Source organism: Kitasatospora sp. NPDC088779 (assembly GCF_040685395.1).
GTDB lineage: Bacteria > Actinomycetota > Actinomycetes > Streptomycetales > Streptomycetaceae > Kitasatospora.
On the sequence record NZ_JBFBHW010000006.1, the window covers coordinates 122,470 to 141,263 of the forward strand.

General features: G+C 72.4%; 12 protein-coding genes. All 12 read left to right on the forward strand.

Features of this window, described 5'->3' with window-relative positions:
* The 12 genes from AB0P03_RS07450 to pstA all read left to right on the forward strand — a co-directional run bounded on the left by AB0P03_RS07450 (position 1) and on the right by pstA (position 18,788).
* Positions 1-1,365: an EF-hand domain-containing protein gene (locus AB0P03_RS07450; RefSeq protein ID WP_363581538.1), complete on the forward strand. Its 1,365-nt coding sequence runs from the start codon at positions 1-3 to the stop codon at positions 1,363-1,365.
* A 468-nt stretch (positions 1,366-1,833) separates the two neighbouring features.
* Positions 1,834-3,378, forward strand: coding sequence for a cytochrome ubiquinol oxidase subunit I (locus tag AB0P03_RS07455; protein ID WP_363581536.1), 1,545 nt, complete (start codon positions 1,834-1,836; stop codon positions 3,376-3,378).
* A 19-nt stretch (positions 3,379-3,397) separates the two neighbouring features.
* Positions 3,398-4,423 carry a cytochrome d ubiquinol oxidase subunit II gene (cydB, locus tag AB0P03_RS07460; protein WP_363581534.1) on the forward strand — a complete coding sequence of 342 codons (1,026 nt, stop codon included), beginning with the start codon at positions 3,398-3,400 and terminating at the stop codon, positions 4,421-4,423.
* Between the two features lie 4 nt (positions 4,424-4,427).
* Positions 4,428-7,949 (forward strand): thiol reductant ABC exporter subunit CydD, encoded by a 3,522-nt coding sequence (gene cydD, locus AB0P03_RS07465; protein ID WP_363628041.1) that lies wholly within the window; start codon positions 4,428-4,430, stop codon positions 7,947-7,949.
* 257 nt (positions 7,950-8,206) lie between these two features.
* A complete protein-coding gene (locus AB0P03_RS07470) occupies positions 8,207-9,874 on the forward strand; it encodes a GAF domain-containing protein (protein WP_363581625.1) in 1,668 nt (555 codons plus the stop codon).
* Between the two features lie 159 nt (positions 9,875-10,033).
* On the forward strand, positions 10,034-10,597 hold the full coding sequence (locus AB0P03_RS07475; protein ID WP_363628042.1) for a hypothetical protein: 564 nt from the start codon (positions 10,034-10,036) through the stop codon (positions 10,595-10,597).
* Positions 10,587-10,991 (forward strand): hypothetical protein, encoded by a 405-nt coding sequence (locus AB0P03_RS07480; protein ID WP_363581528.1) that lies wholly within the window; start codon positions 10,587-10,589, stop codon positions 10,989-10,991. Before AB0P03_RS07475 ends, AB0P03_RS07480 begins: the two co-directional genes overlap by 11 nt.
* Before the next feature lie 321 nt (positions 10,992-11,312).
* Positions 11,313-12,353: a substrate-binding domain-containing protein gene (locus tag AB0P03_RS07485; protein WP_363581526.1), complete on the forward strand. Its 1,041-nt coding sequence runs from the start codon at positions 11,313-11,315 to the stop codon at positions 12,351-12,353.
* 212 nt (positions 12,354-12,565) lie between these two features.
* Entirely contained in the window at positions 12,566-13,150 is a 585-nt protein-coding gene (locus tag AB0P03_RS07490) for a hypothetical protein (protein ID WP_363628043.1), read from the forward strand.
* 312 nt (positions 13,151-13,462) lie between these two features.
* Positions 13,463-16,042 (forward strand): hypothetical protein, encoded by a 2,580-nt coding sequence (locus AB0P03_RS07495; RefSeq protein ID WP_363628044.1) that lies wholly within the window; start codon positions 13,463-13,465, stop codon positions 16,040-16,042.
* A 375-nt stretch (positions 16,043-16,417) separates the two neighbouring features.
* A complete protein-coding gene (gene pstC / locus AB0P03_RS07500; protein WP_363628045.1) occupies positions 16,418-17,449 on the forward strand; it encodes a phosphate ABC transporter permease subunit PstC in 1,032 nt (343 codons plus the stop codon).
* A 43-nt stretch (positions 17,450-17,492) separates the two neighbouring features.
* Positions 17,493-18,788 (forward strand): phosphate ABC transporter permease PstA, encoded by a 1,296-nt coding sequence (pstA, locus tag AB0P03_RS07505; protein WP_363581522.1) that lies wholly within the window; start codon positions 17,493-17,495, stop codon positions 18,786-18,788.
* Positions 18,789-18,794: the final 6 nt, after the last annotated feature.

Here is an 18,794-nt window from a genome sequence, read left to right on the forward strand (position 1 = left end):
GTGGTTGATCCCGGCGTGTCGTTCCGGCGGGACCTGTCCGAGTGGCGGATCGCGCTGGTCGCGTGGCGGCTGCTGGTGCTGCAGGCGGCGGATCCGGTGGTGGGGGCCGGGATGGCCGAGCACTCGACGTACCAGGCGCATCCGTGGCGGCGGGTGGAGCACACGCTGGGGAGCGGGCGGCGGCTGTTCTACCAGGACGGGGAGGCGCTGCGGAGGGAGGTCGCGCGGCTGGACCGGGCGCACAAGCGGATCCGTGGGACGGCGCCGGACGGGCGGGCGTACGACGCCGAGGACGCGGCGACCCGGGCGTGGGTGCTGCTGACGCTGTTCGAGTGCGTGGTCGCGATGCGGCGGCTGGGCGGGGATCCGTACGACGCCGGTCAACTGGAGGCGGCGTACCAGGAGTTCACCGGGTCGGTGGCGGCCTTCGGGCTGCCTGAGGGTGAACTTCCCCGCAGTGCGGCCGAGTTGCCCGCGTACTTCGCCCGGGCGGCGCGCGAACGGCTGGAGCTCACCGAGGCGGCCCGCTACCTGCTGGAGGACATGCTGCGCGGGGCGCCGCGGCCGCGGCGGCTGTGGTTCCTCGGCGACGCCGGGTGGCGGGTGCTGCGGGCGGTGGTGGCGCGGGCGATCACGGCGCTGACGGTGGCGGATCTGCCGCCGGCGGTGCGGGAGCGGTTCGGGCTGGTGCGGACGCGGCGGGCCGCGCTGCTGTCCTGGCTGCTGCACCGGGGCGCCGGCGCGGTCGTCCCGCTGCTGTCGGACCGGCTGCGCTACCGCTCCCCGGGGCAGGGCGGTGCCCCGTCCCGGTGGCGTCCGCCGCGCCGGGACGCGCGCGGGTCCCGGGTGGACCGGTTCTTCCGCGAGGTGCTGGACCAGACCGGCGACGGCTTCCTCACCGTCCACGACCTGCGGGCGATGGCGCACAACGTGTGCTGGCAGCTGGAGTTGGACGAGGCCGCCGAGGCGCGGGTGTATCAGGCCTTCGACGGCTGGTGGGAGCAGCTGCGCGCGGCGATGGACGCGAACGGCGACGGCAAGGTGAGCCGGGAGGAGTTCGTGGCGGCCACCGTCGCGGGCTGCGACCGGGATCCGGCCTATCTGGAGCAGGGGCTGCTGCCCGCGCTGCGGGCCGTGTTCACCGCCGCCGACACCGACGGCAGCGGCTTCCTGGAGGCGGACGAGTACCGGGCGGTGTTCGGTGGACCGCGCGTCCATCCGGCCGAACTCTCGCACGGGTTCCGCCAGTTGGACGTGGATGGGGACGGCCGGATCACCGTGGAGGAGTTCCTGCACGGTTTCACCGAGTTCTTCACCGCCCGCGCCGACTCCACCCCGGGCACCCAGCTCCTCGGCCGGGCGTAATGGCCGGGCGTAATGGCCGGACGTAGCCGAAGGGCGTAGCGGAGAAACGAGGACAGGACCAGGGGCCGCTGGTCCCTTCAGGCGCCCACGCCGTCCGCGACGGCGTGGGCGCCGTCGTGTCAAGCGACGGATCGGCCAAGACCGCTCCGCCGGCTGCCCGGCCGTTCGTTGTCAGGGCCGTGGACGGCTCCGCAGACTGTCCCCACCGCCACTGCGTTCACCACTGCACCGCCGCCGCACGGCCACACACGGCCACGCCCCGCTACGTACGGCTACACACCGTTCCGAAGGTGTCAACCACACCCCGCCTGCGATTCCTTCGTAAGGATGATGGATACTGCTCCTTGTGAACGTGTTCACGTTCACAAGCGGACAAGCTTGCGTGGTTGGGCAGCGGTCTACAGCTATAGATGAAGTTTGTCCGAAACATGCCCTTCAACAGGGCCGGTCGGTTGGAGAGAGGGCGACGTGGAGCTGGCAATCGCTCACGAGACCATCGCGCGATGGCAATTCGGCATCACCACCGTTTACCACTTCCTCTTCGTCCCGCTCACCATCAGCCTCGCCGCCATCGTGGCCGGGCTGGAGACCGCCTGGGTGAGGACGAACAAGGAGAAGTACTTCCACGCCACCAAGTTCTGGGGGAAGCTCTTCCTGATCAACATCGCGATGGGCGTGGTCACCGGCATCGTCCAGGAATTCCAGTTCGGCATGAACTGGTCCGACTACTCCCGTTTCGTCGGCGACGTCTTCGGCGCCCCGCTCGCGATGGAGGCGCTGATCGCCTTCTTCTTCGAGTCCACCTTCATCGGCCTGTGGATCTTCGGCTGGGACAAGCTGCCGAAGAAGATCCACTGCGCCTGCATGTGGATGGTCGCCCTGGGCACCGTGCTCTCCGCCTACTTCATCCTGGCGGCCAACTCCTGGATGCAGCACCCGGTCGGCTACTCGATCGACCCGGCCACCGGCAAGGCCCAGCTCACCGACATCGCCAAGGTGCTGTTCCAGAACACCACCCTCACCGTGGTGGCGCACACCCTGACCGCCGCCTTCCTCACCGGCGCGGCCTTCATGGTCGGCATCGCCTCCTTCCACCTTTGGAAGGCCAAGCGCAAGCCGGAGAGCGCCGACCCCAAGAAGACCGCCGTGATGCGCACTTCGCTGCGGCTCGGCCTGGTCCTCGCCGTGGTCTTCGGCGCCGGCACCGCGCTCAGCGGCGACTCGCTCGCCAAGGTCATGTTCGAGCAGCAGCCGATGAAGATGGCCGCCGCCGAGGCCCTGTGGGACACCCAGTCGCCCGCGCCGTTCTCGATCTTCGCGGTCGGCGACGTCAGCAAGGGCCACAACTCGGTCGAGCTGGAGATCCCCGGGATACTCTCCTTCCTCGCCCACAGCGACTTCAACTCCTCCGTCCCCGGCATCAACGACACCGCGGCCGCCGAGGCCGCCAAGTACGGCGGCGACCCCAAGGACTACATCCCGAGCATCTTCGTCACCTACTGGGGCTTCCGCCTCATGATCGGTTTCGGGATGACCTCCTTCGTGGCCGGCCTGATCGGGCTCTGGACCACCCGGCGCAAGAAGTTCCTGCGCCCCGAGTTCCGCACCGGCGAGACCGAGGTGCCCCGGCTGATGCTCACCCCGGGACGGGAGATGGGTCCGTTCCTCACCAAGTGGAGCTGGCGGATCGGCATCCTGACCATGGGCTTCCCGCTGATCGCCAACAGCTTCGGCTGGATCTTCACCGAGATGGGCCGCCAGCCGTGGGCCGTCTTCGGCCTGATGACCACGGCGAACGCGGTCTCCCCCAACGTGAGCGTCGGCACCCAGATCGGCGCCCTCACCACCTTCACCCTGCTGTACGCGATCCTCGCCGTCGTCGAGGTGCGGCTGCTGGTGAAGTACGCCAAGGCCGGCCCGGTGGTGACCGAGCAGCCCCCCGCCAAGGACCCGACCCTGCGCGGACCGTCCTCGGACGACGACGCCGACAAGCCTCTCGCCTTCGCCTACTGAGGACCACAGGGGATCTGACATGCAACTCCACGACGTCTGGTTCGTACTGATCGCGGTCCTGTGGATCGGCTACTTCTTCCTGGAGGGCTTCGACTTCGGGATCGGCATCCTCACCAAGCCGCTCGCCCGCAACACCGCCGAACGGCGCGTCCTGATCAACACCATCGGCCCGGTCTGGGACGGCAACGAGGTCTGGCTGCTGACCGCCGGCGGCGCCACCTTCGCGGCCTTCCCGGACTGGTACGCGACCCTGTTCAGCGGCTTCTACATCCCGCTGCTGATCATCCTGGTCTGCCTCATCGTGCGCGGCGTGGCCTTCGAGTACCGGGCCAAGCGCGACGACGCGCGCTGGCAGCGCAACTGGGAGGAGGCCATCTTCTGGACCTCGCTGCTCCCGGCCTTCCTGTGGGGCGTGGCCTTCGCCAACATCGTGCGCGGCGTCGACATCGACGCGCAGAAGAACTACGTCGGCACCTTCTGGGACCTGCTCAACCCGTACGCCATCCTCGGCGGCCTGGTGACGCTCAGCCTGTTCACCTTCCACGGCGCGGTGTTCGCGGCGCTCAAGACGGTCGGCGACATCCGCGACCGGGCGCGGGCCACCGCCCTGCGGGTGGGCGTGGTGGCGGCGGTGCTGGCGCTGGCCTTCCTGCTCTGGACGCAGGCCGACAACGGCAACGGCCGCAGCCTGGCCGCCCTGGTCATCGCGGTGCTGGCGCTGGTCGGAGCGCTGGCGGCCAACCAACTCGGCCGCGAGGGCTGGGCGTTCATCCTCTCCGGGGCGACCATCGTGGCCGCCGTCGCGATGCTCTTCCTGGCGCTCTTCCCGGACGTCATGCCCTCCACCCTGAACGACGGCTGGAGCCTGACCGTCGCCAACGCGGCCTCCTCGCCGTACACGCTGAAGCTGATGACCATCGTGGCCGCGGTGTTCACCCCGCTCGTGCTGCTCTACCAGGGCTGGACGTACTGGGTGTTCCGCAAGCGCATCGGCGTCCAGCACATCCCCGGGCACGACCCGGCCGCCGCGCTCGACCAGGCCTGACGCCGTGAAGCCGGTCGACCCCCGACTCCTCGGGTACGCCCGCACCACCCGTGCCTTCCTCGCCGGATCCGTGCTCCTCGGCGGGGCGGGCGCGGCCCTGGTGGTCGCCCAGGCGAGTCTGATCGCCGAGATCGTCGTCCGCGCCTTCCAGCGCCAGGCGACCCTCGGCGAACTGACCACGCCGCTGCTGCTGCTCGCCCTGACGGCCGTCGGGCGCGGGCTGGTCGGCTGGCTCACCGAACTCACCGCGCACCGGTCCGTCGCCCGGGTGAAGTCCACCCTGCGGCGCCGGCTGCTCGACCACGCCACCGCGCTCGGCCCGGCCTACCTGGCGGGCCGGCGCACCGGCGAACTCACCACCCTCGCCACCCGCGGCGTCGACGCGCTGGACGACTACTTCGCCCGCTACCTGCCGCAGCTGGCGCTCGCCGTCGTCGTCCCGGTGATCGTGCTGCTGCGGATCGTCGGCGCCGACTTCACCTCGGCCGCGATCATCGCCGGGACGCTCCCGCTGATCCCGCTGTTCATGGTGCTGATCGGGATGGCCACCCAGAGCCGGATGGACCGGCAGTGGAGCACCCTGGCCCGGCTCTCGCACCACTTCCTCGACGTGGTGGCCGGACTGCCCACCCTCAAGGTGTTCAACCGGGCCCGCGCCCAGGCCGCCACCATCGCCCGGATCACCGCCGACTACCGCCGCGCCACCCTGCGCACCCTGCGGATCGCCTTCATCTCCTCCTTCGCGCTGGAGCTGCTCTCCACCCTGTCGGTCGCGCTGGTCGCGGTCACCGTCGGCTTCCGGCTGGTGGACGGCACGCTCGACCTGGAGACCGGGTTGCTGATCCTGATCCTCGCCCCCGAGGTGTACTTCCCGATCCGCCAGGTCGGCGCGCTCTACCACTCCAGCGTGGAGGGCCTGACCGCCGCCGACGAGATCTTCCAGGTGCTGGAGACCCCGCTGCCCGCCGCCGGCACGGTGCCCGCACCCGCCCTCACCGGGGCCGTCGTCGCCGTCTCCGACCTGGTCGTACGCCACCCCGGGCGGACCGAGCCCGCGCTGGACGGCGCCGCGCTGACCCTGCGCCCGGGCACCACCACCGCCCTCACCGGCCCGAGCGGGGCCGGCAAGTCCACCCTGCTCGCCGTCCTGCTCGGCCTCGTCGCCCCGGACGCCGGCACCGTCCGGATCACCGCCGACGGGCGGACCCACGACCTGGCCGCACTGGAACCGGCGAGCTGGCGGCGGCAGATCGCCTGGGTGCCGCAGCACCCGCACCTGTTCGCCGGGACGGTCGCCGACAACCTGCGGCTCTACCGCCCGGAGGCCACCGACGAGCAGCTGTGGACGGCGCTGGGGGCCGCGCACGCGCTCGACTTCGTGACCAGGCTGGACGCCCCGCTCGGCGAGGACGGCGCCGGGCTCTCCGCCGGGCAGCGCCAGCGGCTCGCGCTCGCCCGGGTCCTGCTCGCCGACGACCGGCCGCTGGTCCTCCTCGACGAGCCGACCGCCAACCTGGACGGCGCCTCCGAGGCCGCCGTCGTGGACGCCGTCCGGACGCTCGCCGAAGACCCGGCACGCACCGTGCTGATCGTCGCCCACCGGCCGGCGCTGCTGGCCGTCGCCGACCACCGGGTCCGGCTGGCGGGGGCGCCCGCCCCGGCCGCCGGCCCGGCCGCGGCTACGTCCTCCGCTGCGGCCTCCGCTCCGGTCGAGCGGCCCGCGCACAGCGGGCGGCCGACACCCGCCCCCGCCACGGCACAGGACGAGCCCGAAGCCGCCGCCACCCCGAGGCTGGCGCTGTCCGTCCTGCTCGGCGCGCTCGCTCTCGGCTGCGCCGTCGCGCTGATGGCCACCTCCGGCTACCTGATCTCCCGGGCCTCCGAGATGCCGCCGGTGCTCTACCTGATGATGGCCGTCACCTCGGTACGGGCCTTCGGCATCGGCCGCAGCGTCTTCCGCTACGCCGAGCGGCTGGTCTCGCACGACGCCGTGCTGCGCACCCTCGGCACCCTGCGGGCCGCCGTCTACCGGCGGCTCACCGCGCTCGCCCCGGCCGGGCTGCCCGCCTTCCGGCGCGGCGACCTGCTCTCCCGGCTGGTCGCCGACGTCGACGCGATCCAGGACCACCACCTGCGCTGGCGGCTGCCGGCCGCCGTGGCGGGCGTGGTCTCGCTGGCCGCGGCGGCGGCGATGGGCGCCTTCCTGCCCGCCGCCGGGGTCGTGCTCGGGGTCGGGCTGCTGCTCGCGGGCGCGGTGGTGCCCGCCCTGGCCGCCCGCTGGTCGGCCGGTGCCGAACGGCGGCAGGCCCCGGAGCGCGGGCGGCTCGCCACCACCGTCGTCGACGCCTTCACCGGCACCGCCGAACTCACCGTGGCCGGCGCGCTGCCCGGCCGGCTCGCGGCCGTCCACGGCGCCGACGCCGCGCTCACCCGGCTGGCCGCCCGCTCGGCGGCCACCACCGCGCTCGGCACCGGGCTGATCGTGCTGCTCACCGGGCTGACCGTGACCGCCGCGGCGGCCGTCGGCGTCCAGGGGGTGCACGGCGGCGCGCTGGCGCCGGTCTGCCTGGCCGTGGTCGTGCTCACCCCGCTGGCCGCGTTCGAGGCCGTCACCGGGATGCCGCTGGCCGTCCAGGCGCGCCAGCGCAGCCGGGCCGCGCGGGCCCGGCTGGACGAGGTGCTGGAGGCCGAGGCCGCCGTCCCGGAGCCGGCCGCGCCCGCCGCGCTGCCCGAACAGCCGCTGCCGGTCGCCGTGCGCGGACTGACCGTCCGGCACCCCGGGCAGGCCGTGGACGCGCTCACCGGCGTCGACCTCGACCTCGCGGCCGGCCGCCGGATCGCCGTGGTCGGCCCGTCCGGCTCCGGCAAGACCACGCTGGCCCAGGCGCTGCTGCGGTTCCTGGAGCCGAGCGCGGGCGGCGTCACCTTCGCTGACGGCCGTCCACAGGCTGTGGACAGCCGTGCGCTCGCGGGCGAGGACGTCCGCCGGGTGATCGGACTGTGCGCCCAGGACGCCCACGTCTTCGACAGCTCGCTGCGGGAGAACCTGCGGCTGGCCCGGCCGGGCGCCACCGAGGACGACCTGCGCGCCGCGCTCGCCGCCGCCCGGTTGCTGGACTGGACGCTGACCCTGCCCGACGGCCTGGACACCATGGTCGGCGAGCACGGCGCCCGGCTCTCCGGCGGCCAGCGGCAGCGGCTCGCACTGGCCCGGGCCCTGCTCGCCGACTTCCCGGTGCTCGTCCTGGACGAGCCCGCCGAACACCTCGACCTGCCCACCGCCGACGCGCTCACCACCGACCTGCTGGCCGCCACCGAGGGCCGCACCACCGTGCTGATCACCCACCGGCTGGCCGGACTGGACGACACCACCGTCGACGAGGTGCTGGTGCTGGACGGCGGCCGGGTCGCCGAGCGCGGCCGCTGGTCGGAGCTGATCGCGGACCGGGACGGGCGGCTGCACACCATGTGGCGGCGGGAGCGGGAGGCGGACGGGCTGCTGGAACCTGTCGGGGCCGCCCGTTAGACCCGGTCGGGGCCGCCCGTTCAGCCTGGTCGGGGCCGCTCGTCGGGCCCGGGCAGGGCGCGGTTCCCGAGTCGCGCCGTCCTTCGGATGAAAAGCGTACAAACTAGGCTTTCTGCATGGACCCCACGCCAGAGCCCTCCGCCGCCGCGCCCGAGCCGACACCCCATCGGGTGCCGGAGATCGCCTCGCTCGGGCTGGACACCCTGGTCACCGAGGTCGCGGAGCGCCTGCAGTCGGCCGCCGCGGTCACCGACCGGATGCAGCGGCTGCTGGAGGCGGTGGTCTCCATCGGCGCCGGGCTCGACCTGCACGCCACCCTGCACCGGATCGCCACCGGCGCCGCCGAACTCGTCGACGCCCGGTACGCGGCCCTCGGCGTGATCGCCCCCGGCCGCACCGGCCTGGCCGACTTCATCCACGTCGGCGTCGACGACGAGACCGCCGCCGAGATCGGCGACCTGCCCGCCGGCCGCGGCGTCCTCGGCGCGCTGATCGACCGCCCCGAGCCGCTGCGGCTCGCCGACCTCGGCGCCGACCCGCGCTCCTCCGGATTCCCGCCGCACCACCCGGAGATGAAGACCTTCCTCGGCGAGCCGATCCGGGTCCGCGACGAGGTCTTCGGCAACCTCTACCTCACCGAGAAGAAGGGCGGCGGCGCCTTCACCCCCGAGGACGAACAGGTGGTGCACGCGCTCGCCGCGGCGGCCGGCGTCGCCATCGAGAACTCCCGGCTGTACGAGGAGGGGCGGCGCCGGGAACGCTGGATCGCCGGCGCCTCCGCCGTCACCACGGCGCTGCTCTCCACCGACCAGGCCGAGACCGCGCTCACCGTCGCGGCCGAGCAGGTCCGGGAGCTGGCGGACGCCGCGCTCGGCATGATCCTGCTCCCGACCGAACCGACGGAGGACGGCGACGGGCAGATGCGGGTCGCCCACGCCTCCGGCGAGGCCGCCGAGTTCGTCCGGGGCGAGCTGCTGCCCAGGGAGAGCTTCGCGGCCCGGCTGCTCGCCGGGGAGAGCGTCCACCTGGACGACATGTCCAGCGACCCGACCGTGGAGATCCGGCTCGCCCGCGCCTTCGGCCCGTCGATGGCCGTCCCGATGGTCGCCGCCGGGCGGGTGCTCGGCGGACTCTGCGTCTGGCGCCCGCGCGGCGCCCTGCCGTTCACCGACACCGAGAAGCAGCTCGCCGAGACCTTCGCCTCGCAGGCCGCGCTGGCCCTGCGGCTCGCCGAGGGCCAGCGCGACCAGCAGCGCCTGGCCGTCTTCCAGGACCGCGACCGGATCGCCCGCGACCTGCACGACCTGGTGATCCAGCGGCTGTTCGCCACCGGGATGATGCTGGAGAGTGCGGCCCGGCGGTCCGTGGTGCCCGAGGTGAAGGTCGGCATCGGCAAGGCGGTGGACGAGCTGGACGCCACCATCCAGGAGGTCCGCACCACCATCTACGCCCTCCAGCACGACAACCACGGCGACGCGCCGGACACCCTGCGCACCCGGGTGCTGCGGGAGGCCAGCCAGGCCGCGGCGGCGCTCGGCTTCAAACCCTCGGTGAGCTTCGTCGGGCCGGTGGAGAGCCTGGTCGAGGAGAAGAACGGCCGTCAACTGCTCGCCGCGCTCAGGGAGATGCTCTCCAACACGGCCCGGCACGCGCGGGCCTCCCGGGTCGGCGTCGAGATCGACGCGACCGCCCACCTGGACGACACCGGCCGGCCGGTGAGCGGCGACCCGGAGTCGCTGGACCGGGGCGGGCGCCCGGGCGTGCTGCTGACGGTGACCGACGACGGCGTCGGCATCCCGGCGGGCGGGCGCCGCAGCGGCCTGCTCAACCTGACCCGGCGGGCCGAGGCGCTCGGCGGCGCCGCCTGGCACGAGACCGGACCGTACGGGAAGGGCACCATGGTCCGCTGGACGGCCCGGCTCTGAGCCCGGCCCGATCCTCCTCGGCGGTTGGCCGGTGAAAGTTAAACGAGGGAGAACTTCCCGACCAACACCGCAAGTTGTGAACGTTCTGGGCTTTCCGTGGGTCCGTGTGCACACATAGCTTTGCACCGGTCTCGGAGGGGTAACCGGACGGGGGGAGCAGTGGACGCGTCTGGCCGCGGGAACACCGCAGCAGGGGCAAGTCGAGGCGGGTTCAGGACGGAGCGCGCCCCGGACGGGCGGTACCGCTGGCAGCTGAAGGCGCCGAACGGCCGGGTGGTGGCCATCACCGCCGCCATGTTCGAGACGCCCGGCGAGGCCGAGCGCGGCTTCGACGGATTACGCGTCGGGGCCGCCGAACTCACCGCGCGGATCACCCACGTCCGGGACGGCATCGGCTGGATCTGGGTCGTCCCCGGGTCGCGCAGCCTGCCCGAGGTGCGCTCCAGCCGCGCGTACGAGCGGTACGCGACCTGCCAGAACGCCTTCCGGCGCTTCGTCGTGCTGCTGGCCAAACAGCCCGCGCGGGACCTGCCCGTGCGGGAGCTGCCCGTGCGGGAGCTGCCCGCGCGTGACCGGCCCGTTCGCGACCAGTCCGTTCGCGACCAGTCCGTTCGCGACCAAGCCGTTCGTGAGCGGCCTGCCAGGGAGCGGCCGGTTCGTGATCTTCCGGGCCGTGAACTTCCCCGGAACACCGTCTCGTTGAGACGCCCCGATGGCCGCTGAGGGGCGCGGCCCCCGTCTGCTGATCGTCCCCGCACCCGAACGCTGCCTGGGCTGGGCGCTGCGCGCCGCCAACGGGCGGCCGCTCGGCGTGGGCGTGCGCACCTACCGCAGCGAGGAGGAACTCGCCGAGGCGGTCCGGGTGTTGCTGATCGAGCGGGCGGCCCTTCGATGTTCGGTGGCCCAGTCCGAGGGCCGGCAGTGGGTGTGGTCCGCCTACCTGCCGGCGCGCAGCACCCGGCGGGCGGCGGTCGAGCCCGCGCCGGTGGCACGCAGCGCCCGCGGCTACCTGCGGCGCGACCAGTGCCAGGCCGGCGCCGAGGGCTTCCTGTCCGGACTCCAGTGGGTGGGGCAGGAGTTGCGGCGGGGCGGTCGGGACGGCCGCTGGCCGCTGTGAGGCGGCCGGGGCCCACGTGCAGTTCCGGTGAAGCGCAGGTTTCCGGCAACACCCCGAGTCGCCACCTGGAGAAGAACGTCACCGGCCTCCGACCACCCCCTTTCCCCTCCGCCGCGCCCGCGCTGACCAGTCGCTAAACCTCGTCGAACCGATGAGTCGACAATCCCGACCCGCCCTCGACCTCCCTTCCGGCGGAACCTCCGGGCCGGACAGGATCTGCACTGCCGGAGCGGCCGCAGCGGACGCGGCCACCGGCCCCGGGCTCCCAACCAGAGCACGGGTTCACGCGATGGACGTCTCTCCCACCGGAGGAAGAGAAACATGCGTAAGACCGCTGCCAAGCTGCTCACCGTTGCCGCCCTGGCGACCTCCCTCGCCACCGTCGCCTCGGGCTCGGCCATCGCCGACCCGGCCGCCGGTGTCACCCCGGCCGCCCAGGACATCGTGGGTGTCGGCTCGGACACCATCCAGGTCCTGCTGAACCAGTTCTCGGCCGACTACAACGCCTCCCTGGGCGCCGGTTCCACCGCGCCGCGCCTGTACAGCTGGGACGCGACCGGCACCTCGCCGATCACCACCAAGACCGGCGCCACCTCGATCGCCCGCCCGAACGGCTCCGGCGCCGGCATCAAGGCCCTGGTCGCCAACACCGGCGCGACCGTGGACTTCGCCCGCTCCTCGCGCGGCCCGGCGGCCACCGACGCCCACGGCCTGGACTTCGTCGCGCTCGCCAAGGATGCCGTCACCTGGTCCGCCCCGAGCACCGGCAACGCCCCGGCGCAGCTGACCTCCGCGCAGCTGACCGCGATCTACAACTGCACCACCACCAACTGGAACCAGATCAGCGCGAGCCTGCCGAACGCCACCATCAAGCCGTTCCTGCCGCAGGCCGACTCCGGCACGCGCTCCTTCTTCCTGGGTGCGATCGGCGTGACCACCCCCGGCGCCTGCGTCACCACCGGCCCGGAGGAGAACGAGGGCACCGACGCCAACCTGACCGACCCGAACGTCGTCTTCCCCTACTCCGTCGCCCACTACCTCGGCCAGACCGTCGGCGGCCACGGCACGGCGACCGACGCCCCCGGCAGCCTGACCCTGCGCAACATCGTGGTCAACGGCGCCACCCTGACCCCGGTCACCAACAACGTGATCAACACCAAGTTCGCCAACTCCTCCTTCGGCCGCGTGGTCTACAACGTGATCCGCGACACCGAGTGGACGGCGACCGACGCGCACGGCCAGGCGCTCCAGGCCATCTTCGGCTCCAACGGCTGGATCTGCACCGACCCGGTCGCCGCCGCCGACCTGGCGAGCTACGGCTTCCTGGCCACCCCGGCCTGCGGTGTCGCCACCCTCACCTGATCCACCCTCACCTGACTCACCCCGCACCTGATCCATCCCGCACCTGATCCACCCCGCACCATCCGGCGGCCACGGGCTTCGCGCCCGTGGCCGCCGGCCCACCGGCGGGACGTCTCGAAGGGAACGGGCCGGCTCCGGTCGGACCCGTCGGCCGGCCCTCGGACCGGTTCTCCACCCTCAGCGCGAAACCTTCCTCTCCCAAGGAGCCCAGCATGTCCCGTACCACCGGTCGGTTCCTCGCCGGCGGCGTCGCGGTCGTCCTCGCCGTCACCGCCTTCGGCGGCGTGGCCGCGGCCGACGCCGCTCCCGTCCCCACCGGCAGCGCCGTGGTGACCGAGAACAACACCTTCCTCCAGGCCGCGGCGAGAAACGGTGTGTTCATCGTTCCGCTGCCGAACGCCAGCGTCTCCTACAACACCACCGCGGGCCTGGCGACGAGCCTCCCGGTGACCGGCGGCAGCGTGAACCTGCGCGGCTACTACGGCAACGCGACGCTCGGTGGCAGCCTGCTGTTCGTCGACGTCTTCACCGGCAAGAGCGTGCTCTTCAAGCAGCTCGCGTTCAGCGCCGACGACTGGCGCCTCACCGGTGTGCCGGACGGCGCCACCGACCCGGTCCTGCTGTTCAAGCCAGCCGGCCTCCAGCGGACCGAGCAGAGCGGTACCACGCAGTCGCTGACCGCCTCCGCCCTCACCGTGGACGCCGCGGGTGCGCAGTTCCTCGACAGCAAGCTGAACACCGCCTTCTTCACGAACGGTCAGGCGGTCGGTTCCTTCGCGCTGACCGTCAACGGCTGAGCATCGCCCACCGGTTGGTCCAGGCCCGTGCCGACAGGCGCGGGCCTGTTTTTCCGTGGAGGCGTCAACTCCGCTACCGAGGTGCCGCGTTGTGGTCTCGTACACGCGCGCGACCGGATCCGGCCATCTGCGGCTGGCCGAATGGACGGGTACCGGAATCGTTGGCCGCTCGATGCCTGATCCCCTGCGCCGCGTCTCCCGGCGGCGCGCAATCGCACGGAGGTACCCGCCATGAGAGTCCGACCGCCCGACCGGAGACCTTTGGGCCGGTGGCGCCGCCGACTGCCCGCTCTCGCGATGGTGTGGTCGTCGGTGGTCGCTGTCGGCGTGCTGCCGATCGGCCTGGGGGCGCTGCCGCAGGCCGTGGCGGAGGACTCCGCCGTCACGGTGCCGGGGCCCAAGGTGTGGCAGCCGAACGAGGGCGTGTACGGCCCCGAGGGCAGTGTGAGCGTCGTGCAGACCAGGAACCTGGTCAACCAGGTGGTCCACGTCGGCTGGAAGGGGTTCACCCCGACCTCGGACGCCAACGGCGATCCCTGGCTGAACGGGCCGGCACCGCGCAGCGAGCAGCCCTTCTACCAGGTGCGGGTGTACCAGTGCCGGGGCACCGACCCCAAGGTCACCGACTGCTACGACAGCACCCTGTACAACGCCGACGCGGCGGCGGGCTTCCAGCAGAAGACGCCCGCGCCGGGGACGACCTTCCCCGACTACCCGTCGAACATGGTCGTCTCGGTCACGGGCCCGGACGGTTCGGGCTTCGCGGACATCGAGCTCTACACGGCCGACCAGAGCCCCACCCTGGGCTGTGACGACAAGCACCCGTGTTCGCTGGTCGTCGAGCCCAACTACGGTGGCGACTCGATCGCCTGGGCGGACAAGACCCGCAAGGGCGTCCTCGGCTGCGACAACCACAGCCTGGACCTGGACTTCGGCATGGCGTCCGACCTGAAGCTCAACGGCACCATCAACCGCTACACGAACATGAAGACGTCCGAGCAGTGCTCCTGGGAGCGCCGCACGGTGGTGCCGTTGGAGTTCGCCCCCACGGCGGCGGCCTGTCCGGACCAGCACGCGGCCTTCAGGGTGGCCGGACTCGAACCGGCCAAGCGGGCGATGGCGCAGTGGCAGGCCGGGCTGTGCCAGGGCACCGAGCCGATGTCGCTCACGTACGGCTTCGCGAACGGCGACGCCCAGGCCCGCACGGACTTCCTGTCGGGCGGCGGCGACATGGCGCTGGCGTCCCGGCCGGACACCCAGGCGCCGCCACCGCGCCCGTACGTGTACTCGCCGATCGCGACCTCGGGGATCTCCGTGGTGTTCGTCGTGGACGACCCGAACACCGGTCGGCAGATCAGGAGCATGAAGCTCAACGCGCGGTTGCTGGCCAAGCTGCTCACGCAGTCCTACGCCTCGCCCGGCGCCGCGATCCCGTCGGTGAAGGGCAACCCGATCTGCATCTTCGACGACCCGGAGTTCCAGAAGCTGAACCCGCTGCCCTCGGACGGCACGGTCTCCTGGCCCACGGGGTGCCTCTCGAACAACACCACCCCGACGGTGTTCGGCGGGACGGCGGACATGACGTACCAGCTGACGTCGTGGATCGCCTCGGACCCCGACGCGGTGCGCTTCCTGGACGGCGAGTCCGACCCGTGGGGCATGCACGTGGACAGCTTCTACCTGCGCCCGGCCTTCTCCGGCTACCCGACCGACTCCCTCGTCCGGCAGGACTCCTCGGGGATCCCGGACGCGAAGGAGGACGCCAAGCGCAACTGGAAGCAGTTCGAGTGGAACCCGATCTCGACCGGGCTGAACGACGTGGTGCGCAAGGTGCTGTGGAACCAGCCCAACTGCGTCAACGGGGACACGAAGTCGGACGGCTCGCACGACCTGTGCCCGCCGCTCAAGATCGGGAAGCGGACCCTGTTCGCGATCATGGACACCGGTGAGGCGAAGGCCTACTCGCTGCCCGAGGCCCAACTGCTCAACCCGGCCGGCGGTTTCGTCTCACCGGACGGCCCGGGCTTCCAGGCGGCCGTCGCCGACATGACCGTCGACCAGGCCACCGGCGTGCAGTCCCTGCCGTACGGCGCGTCCGACTCGGCCCTCTCGCGTGACCAGAAGGCCTACCCGCTGACCGCCGTGCAGTACGCGATGCTCCCGACCAAGGACGTCGCGGCCGGCAAGGTGGCCGCGATGACCAAGTTCATGCGCGCGGTGACCACCACCGGCCAGGTCTACGGGTACGAGCCCGGCCACCTCGCCCCCGGCTTCCTCGCCCTGACCGCCGCCCAGCGGACCCAGGCCGGGGACGCGATCGGCCACCTGGAGGCGCAGGACGCCAAGCTGCCCGGCAACCAGGCCGCCCCGCCGAACCCGCCCGCGACCGGCGGCGACGGTTCGACGCCGGCCTCCGGTACGGGGGGTGGGCAGGGCGTCGCCCCGGTCACCCAGGTCGGTGAGGGCGGAGCGTCCGGCGGGAGCGGGGCCGCGGCCTCCGGCGAGACCGGGGACCAGGCGTCCGGCGGGTCCGGCGGGTCCTCCACCGGTGGCCTGTCCGGCACCGGTGCGGGCTCCGCGTCCGGTGGAGCGGGAACGGCGGCCGGTGGAACGGCGGCGGGCGGAGCGGCGGCGGGTGCCGGTGCCGGTGCCAAGCCCGGCGCGACGCCCAGCACGCCCGGCAAGCCGCTGTCCGCCGCGCCCGTCGCGGCCGGTACTCCGGCGCCCGACCGCTCCGGCGCCGCGCGGCTGCTCCTGCCCGTCGCGCTGATCGGCGGCCTGGTGCTGCTGGTCGGCGGTCCGGCGGTCCTCTTCCTGGGCGGGACGCCCGCCGGGGCGCGGGCGCTGGCGGAGGTGCGGAAGGGCTGGTCGCGGTTGCGCCGCCGCCCGTGACGGTCTGACGCGGGGACACAACAGAATCACCGAAGCACGACTCGGCGGGGCCGCCGTTTCGGCCCCGCCGAGTCGTTTTCGCATGGCTGAAGTCGCTTGGAGTCAAAGCGCGTTGCGTCTGGGGTGGAATCGGCCAATGGTCCGGCCGCGCGTGATCGAAGGCAAATACCTTTCACATCAGAGGACTTGGGTGAGAAGCCCCAGCACGGACATGTCATTCGCCGGTCCGGTCCGGCCATTCGGAGTTCCCAACTCCGCCACCGAGTTGCCGCGTTGGGCCCTCGTACACACGCACGACCCGATCCGGCCACCTGTGGCTGGCCGAATGGGTACGCACCGGATCCGTCCCCCGCACCCGAGCACGGAGAGCAGACCATGACATCCGCCGCCGAGCCCGCGGCACCGTACGCCGGGGTGCCAGGCCAACCCGGCCACGGGCCCGACCGGGACGTCCCGCGCACCATCACCGCCCCCGCGACCCCGGGCGACCGGGTGTTCCGCGGGGTGCTGCGGGTCGCCGGGCTCTCAGTCTTCGCGATCATGGGGATGATCGCGTTCTTCCTGGTCCTGCGGGGCACGGACGCGCTGCGCGCGGTCGGCTGGTCCTTCCTGACCGAGCAGAAGTGGCAGACCGCCGCGCACAACTTCGGCATCGCGGCCGTCCTGCCGAACGGCCTGCTGATCGCCGTCATCGCCCTGGTGATCGCCGTCCCGGTCGCCCTCTTCACCGCGATCTTCATCTCCGAGTACGCGCCGGTCCGGTTGCGGGCGGCGCTGATCTCGCTGATCGACCTGATGGCGGCGATCCCCAGCATCATCTACGGCCTGTGGGGGCTGTTCTTCCTCCAGCCGCGCATCATCGGCTTCGTCCGCTGGCTGACCAACCACCTCGGCGACACGATCCCCTTCCTCAAGGTGCGCACCGGCGACATCGGCACCTCCTACACCTCCTCCACCTTCATCGCGGGCGTGGTCGTCGCGTTGATGATCATCCCGATCGTGACCTCGCTCAGCCGGGAGGTGTTCTCCCAGGCCCCGCAGGGCGAGCGGGAGGGCGCGTACGCGCTGGGCTCGACCCGTTGGGGGATGGTGCGCGCGGTGGTCCTGCCGTTCGGCAAGGGCGGGGTGATCGGCGCGATCATGCTGGGCTTCGGCCGGGCGATGGGGGAGACGATCGCGGTCGCGCTGATCGTCTCGCCGAGCTTCAAGACCATCACGCACATCCTGGAGAACGGCGCCAACTCGATCTCGGCGCTCATCGCGCTGCGCTTCGGCGAGTCGGACGCGCTCTCGCTCTCCGCGCTGATGGCAGCCGGCCTGGTGCTGTTCGCGCTGACCCTGCTGGTCAACGTGGCGGCCGGCTTCGTGATCAACCGGTCCCGCTCCGGGGCCTCCACCGCGGACTGAGGCGGCGTACCGACATGACCCACCGCGTCGAAGGGACGACCCGATGACCACGCTCGACCTGCCACCGGTCGCCGCGTCCGGGCCCGGAGGTCCGACGCCCTCCGGCTCCGCCGAGGCACCCGCCGAGGCCGCGCCACCGCGCTCCCAGACCAAGGTGCGGCTCGGCGGGGTGACCCGCGAGGACGTGTTCACCGTGGCCGGCTCACTGGTCGGCTCGCTGGCGCTGAACTGGGCGCTGTACGAGCGGGTGCTGCCGTTCAGCGGCGCGTTCGGCTTCCTGGTCTGCTGGTACCTCCTGTTCCTGGCGGGCTACTTCGCGCTCGGCCGGCTCCAGTGGGGCAGGCTGATGGTGCGCGACCGGCTGGTGTCGGTGGCCTCCTGGAGCTCCGGGCTGCTGGTGGTCGCGCTGATCGTCGACCAGATCGGCTACGTGGCCAGCCGCGGCTTCGAGGCGGCCCAGCACCTCAACTTCTTCACCGAGTCGATGGAGCGGACCGCCGCGCTCTCCCCGATCACCTCCGGCGGCGCGCTCAACGCGATCGTCGGCTCGCTCGAACAGCTGGGCCTGGCAACGCTGTTCGCGGTGCCACTGGGCATCGCGGCGGCGATCTTCATGTCCGAGGTCGGCGGCCGGCTGGCGCGCCCGGTGCGGACGCTGGTCGAGGCGATGACCGCGCTGCCCTCCATCGTGGCCGGCCTGTTCATCCTCGGCGTCTTCATCATCACCTTCGGCTTCGAGAAGAGCGGCTTCGCGGCCTCGCTGGCGCTGACCGTGATGATGATGCCGATCGTCACCCGGGCCGCCGAGGTGGTCATCCGGCTGGTGCCCGGCACCCTGCGGGAGGCCTCGTACGCGCTCGGCGGCAGCCAGTGGCGCACGGTGTGGAACGTGGTCCTTCCCACCGCCCGGCCCGGTCTGGTGACGGCGGTGGTGCTCGGCATGGCGCGCGGCGTCGGCGAGACCTCGCCGGTGCTGCTGACCTCGGGCTTCACCTCGCAGTTCAACGCCGACCCGCTCCACGAGCACCAGGTGTCGCTGCCGCTGTACATCTGGAACTACGTCAAGCAGCCCTACCCCGAGATGGTCGCCCGCGCCTTCGCGGCCGGACTGACCCTGATGGTCCTGGTGCTGATCCTCTTCGTCACCGCGCGCGTGCTCGGCGGCCGCAAGCCGGGCGAGCTGACCAGGCGGCAGAAGCGCCGGATCGACCTGGAGGCGCGGCGCGCCGAGGCCGCCGCACGAGCCGCCCGGCCGTCCGACACCGTCCGTCCGGCGCTGGCGCGGACCGCGTCCGCCCATGCGCCGGCCACCGCCGTCCCACTCCCCGGGAACAGCTGATGACCC

Coding starts and splice junctions, on each gene's coding strand:
- cydB (WP_363581534.1), top strand. CDS start 3,398: ATGCAACTCCACGACGTCTGGTTCGTACTGATCGCGGTCCTGTGGATC.
- AB0P03_RS07470 (WP_363581625.1), top strand. CDS start 8,207: ATGCAGCGGCTGCTGGAGGCGGTGGTCTCCATCGGCGCCGGGCTCGAC.
- AB0P03_RS07480 (WP_363581528.1), top strand. CDS start 10,587: ATGGCCGCTGAGGGGCGCGGCCCCCGTCTGCTGATCGTCCCCGCACCC.
- AB0P03_RS07485 (WP_363581526.1), top strand. CDS start 11,313: ATGCGTAAGACCGCTGCCAAGCTGCTCACCGTTGCCGCCCTGGCGACC.
- AB0P03_RS07490 (WP_363628043.1), top strand. CDS start 12,566: ATGTCCCGTACCACCGGTCGGTTCCTCGCCGGCGGCGTCGCGGTCGTC.
- pstC (WP_363628045.1), top strand. CDS start 16,418: ATGACATCCGCCGCCGAGCCCGCGGCACCGTACGCCGGGGTGCCAGGC.
- pstA (WP_363581522.1), top strand. CDS start 17,493: ATGACCACGCTCGACCTGCCACCGGTCGCCGCGTCCGGGCCCGGAGGT.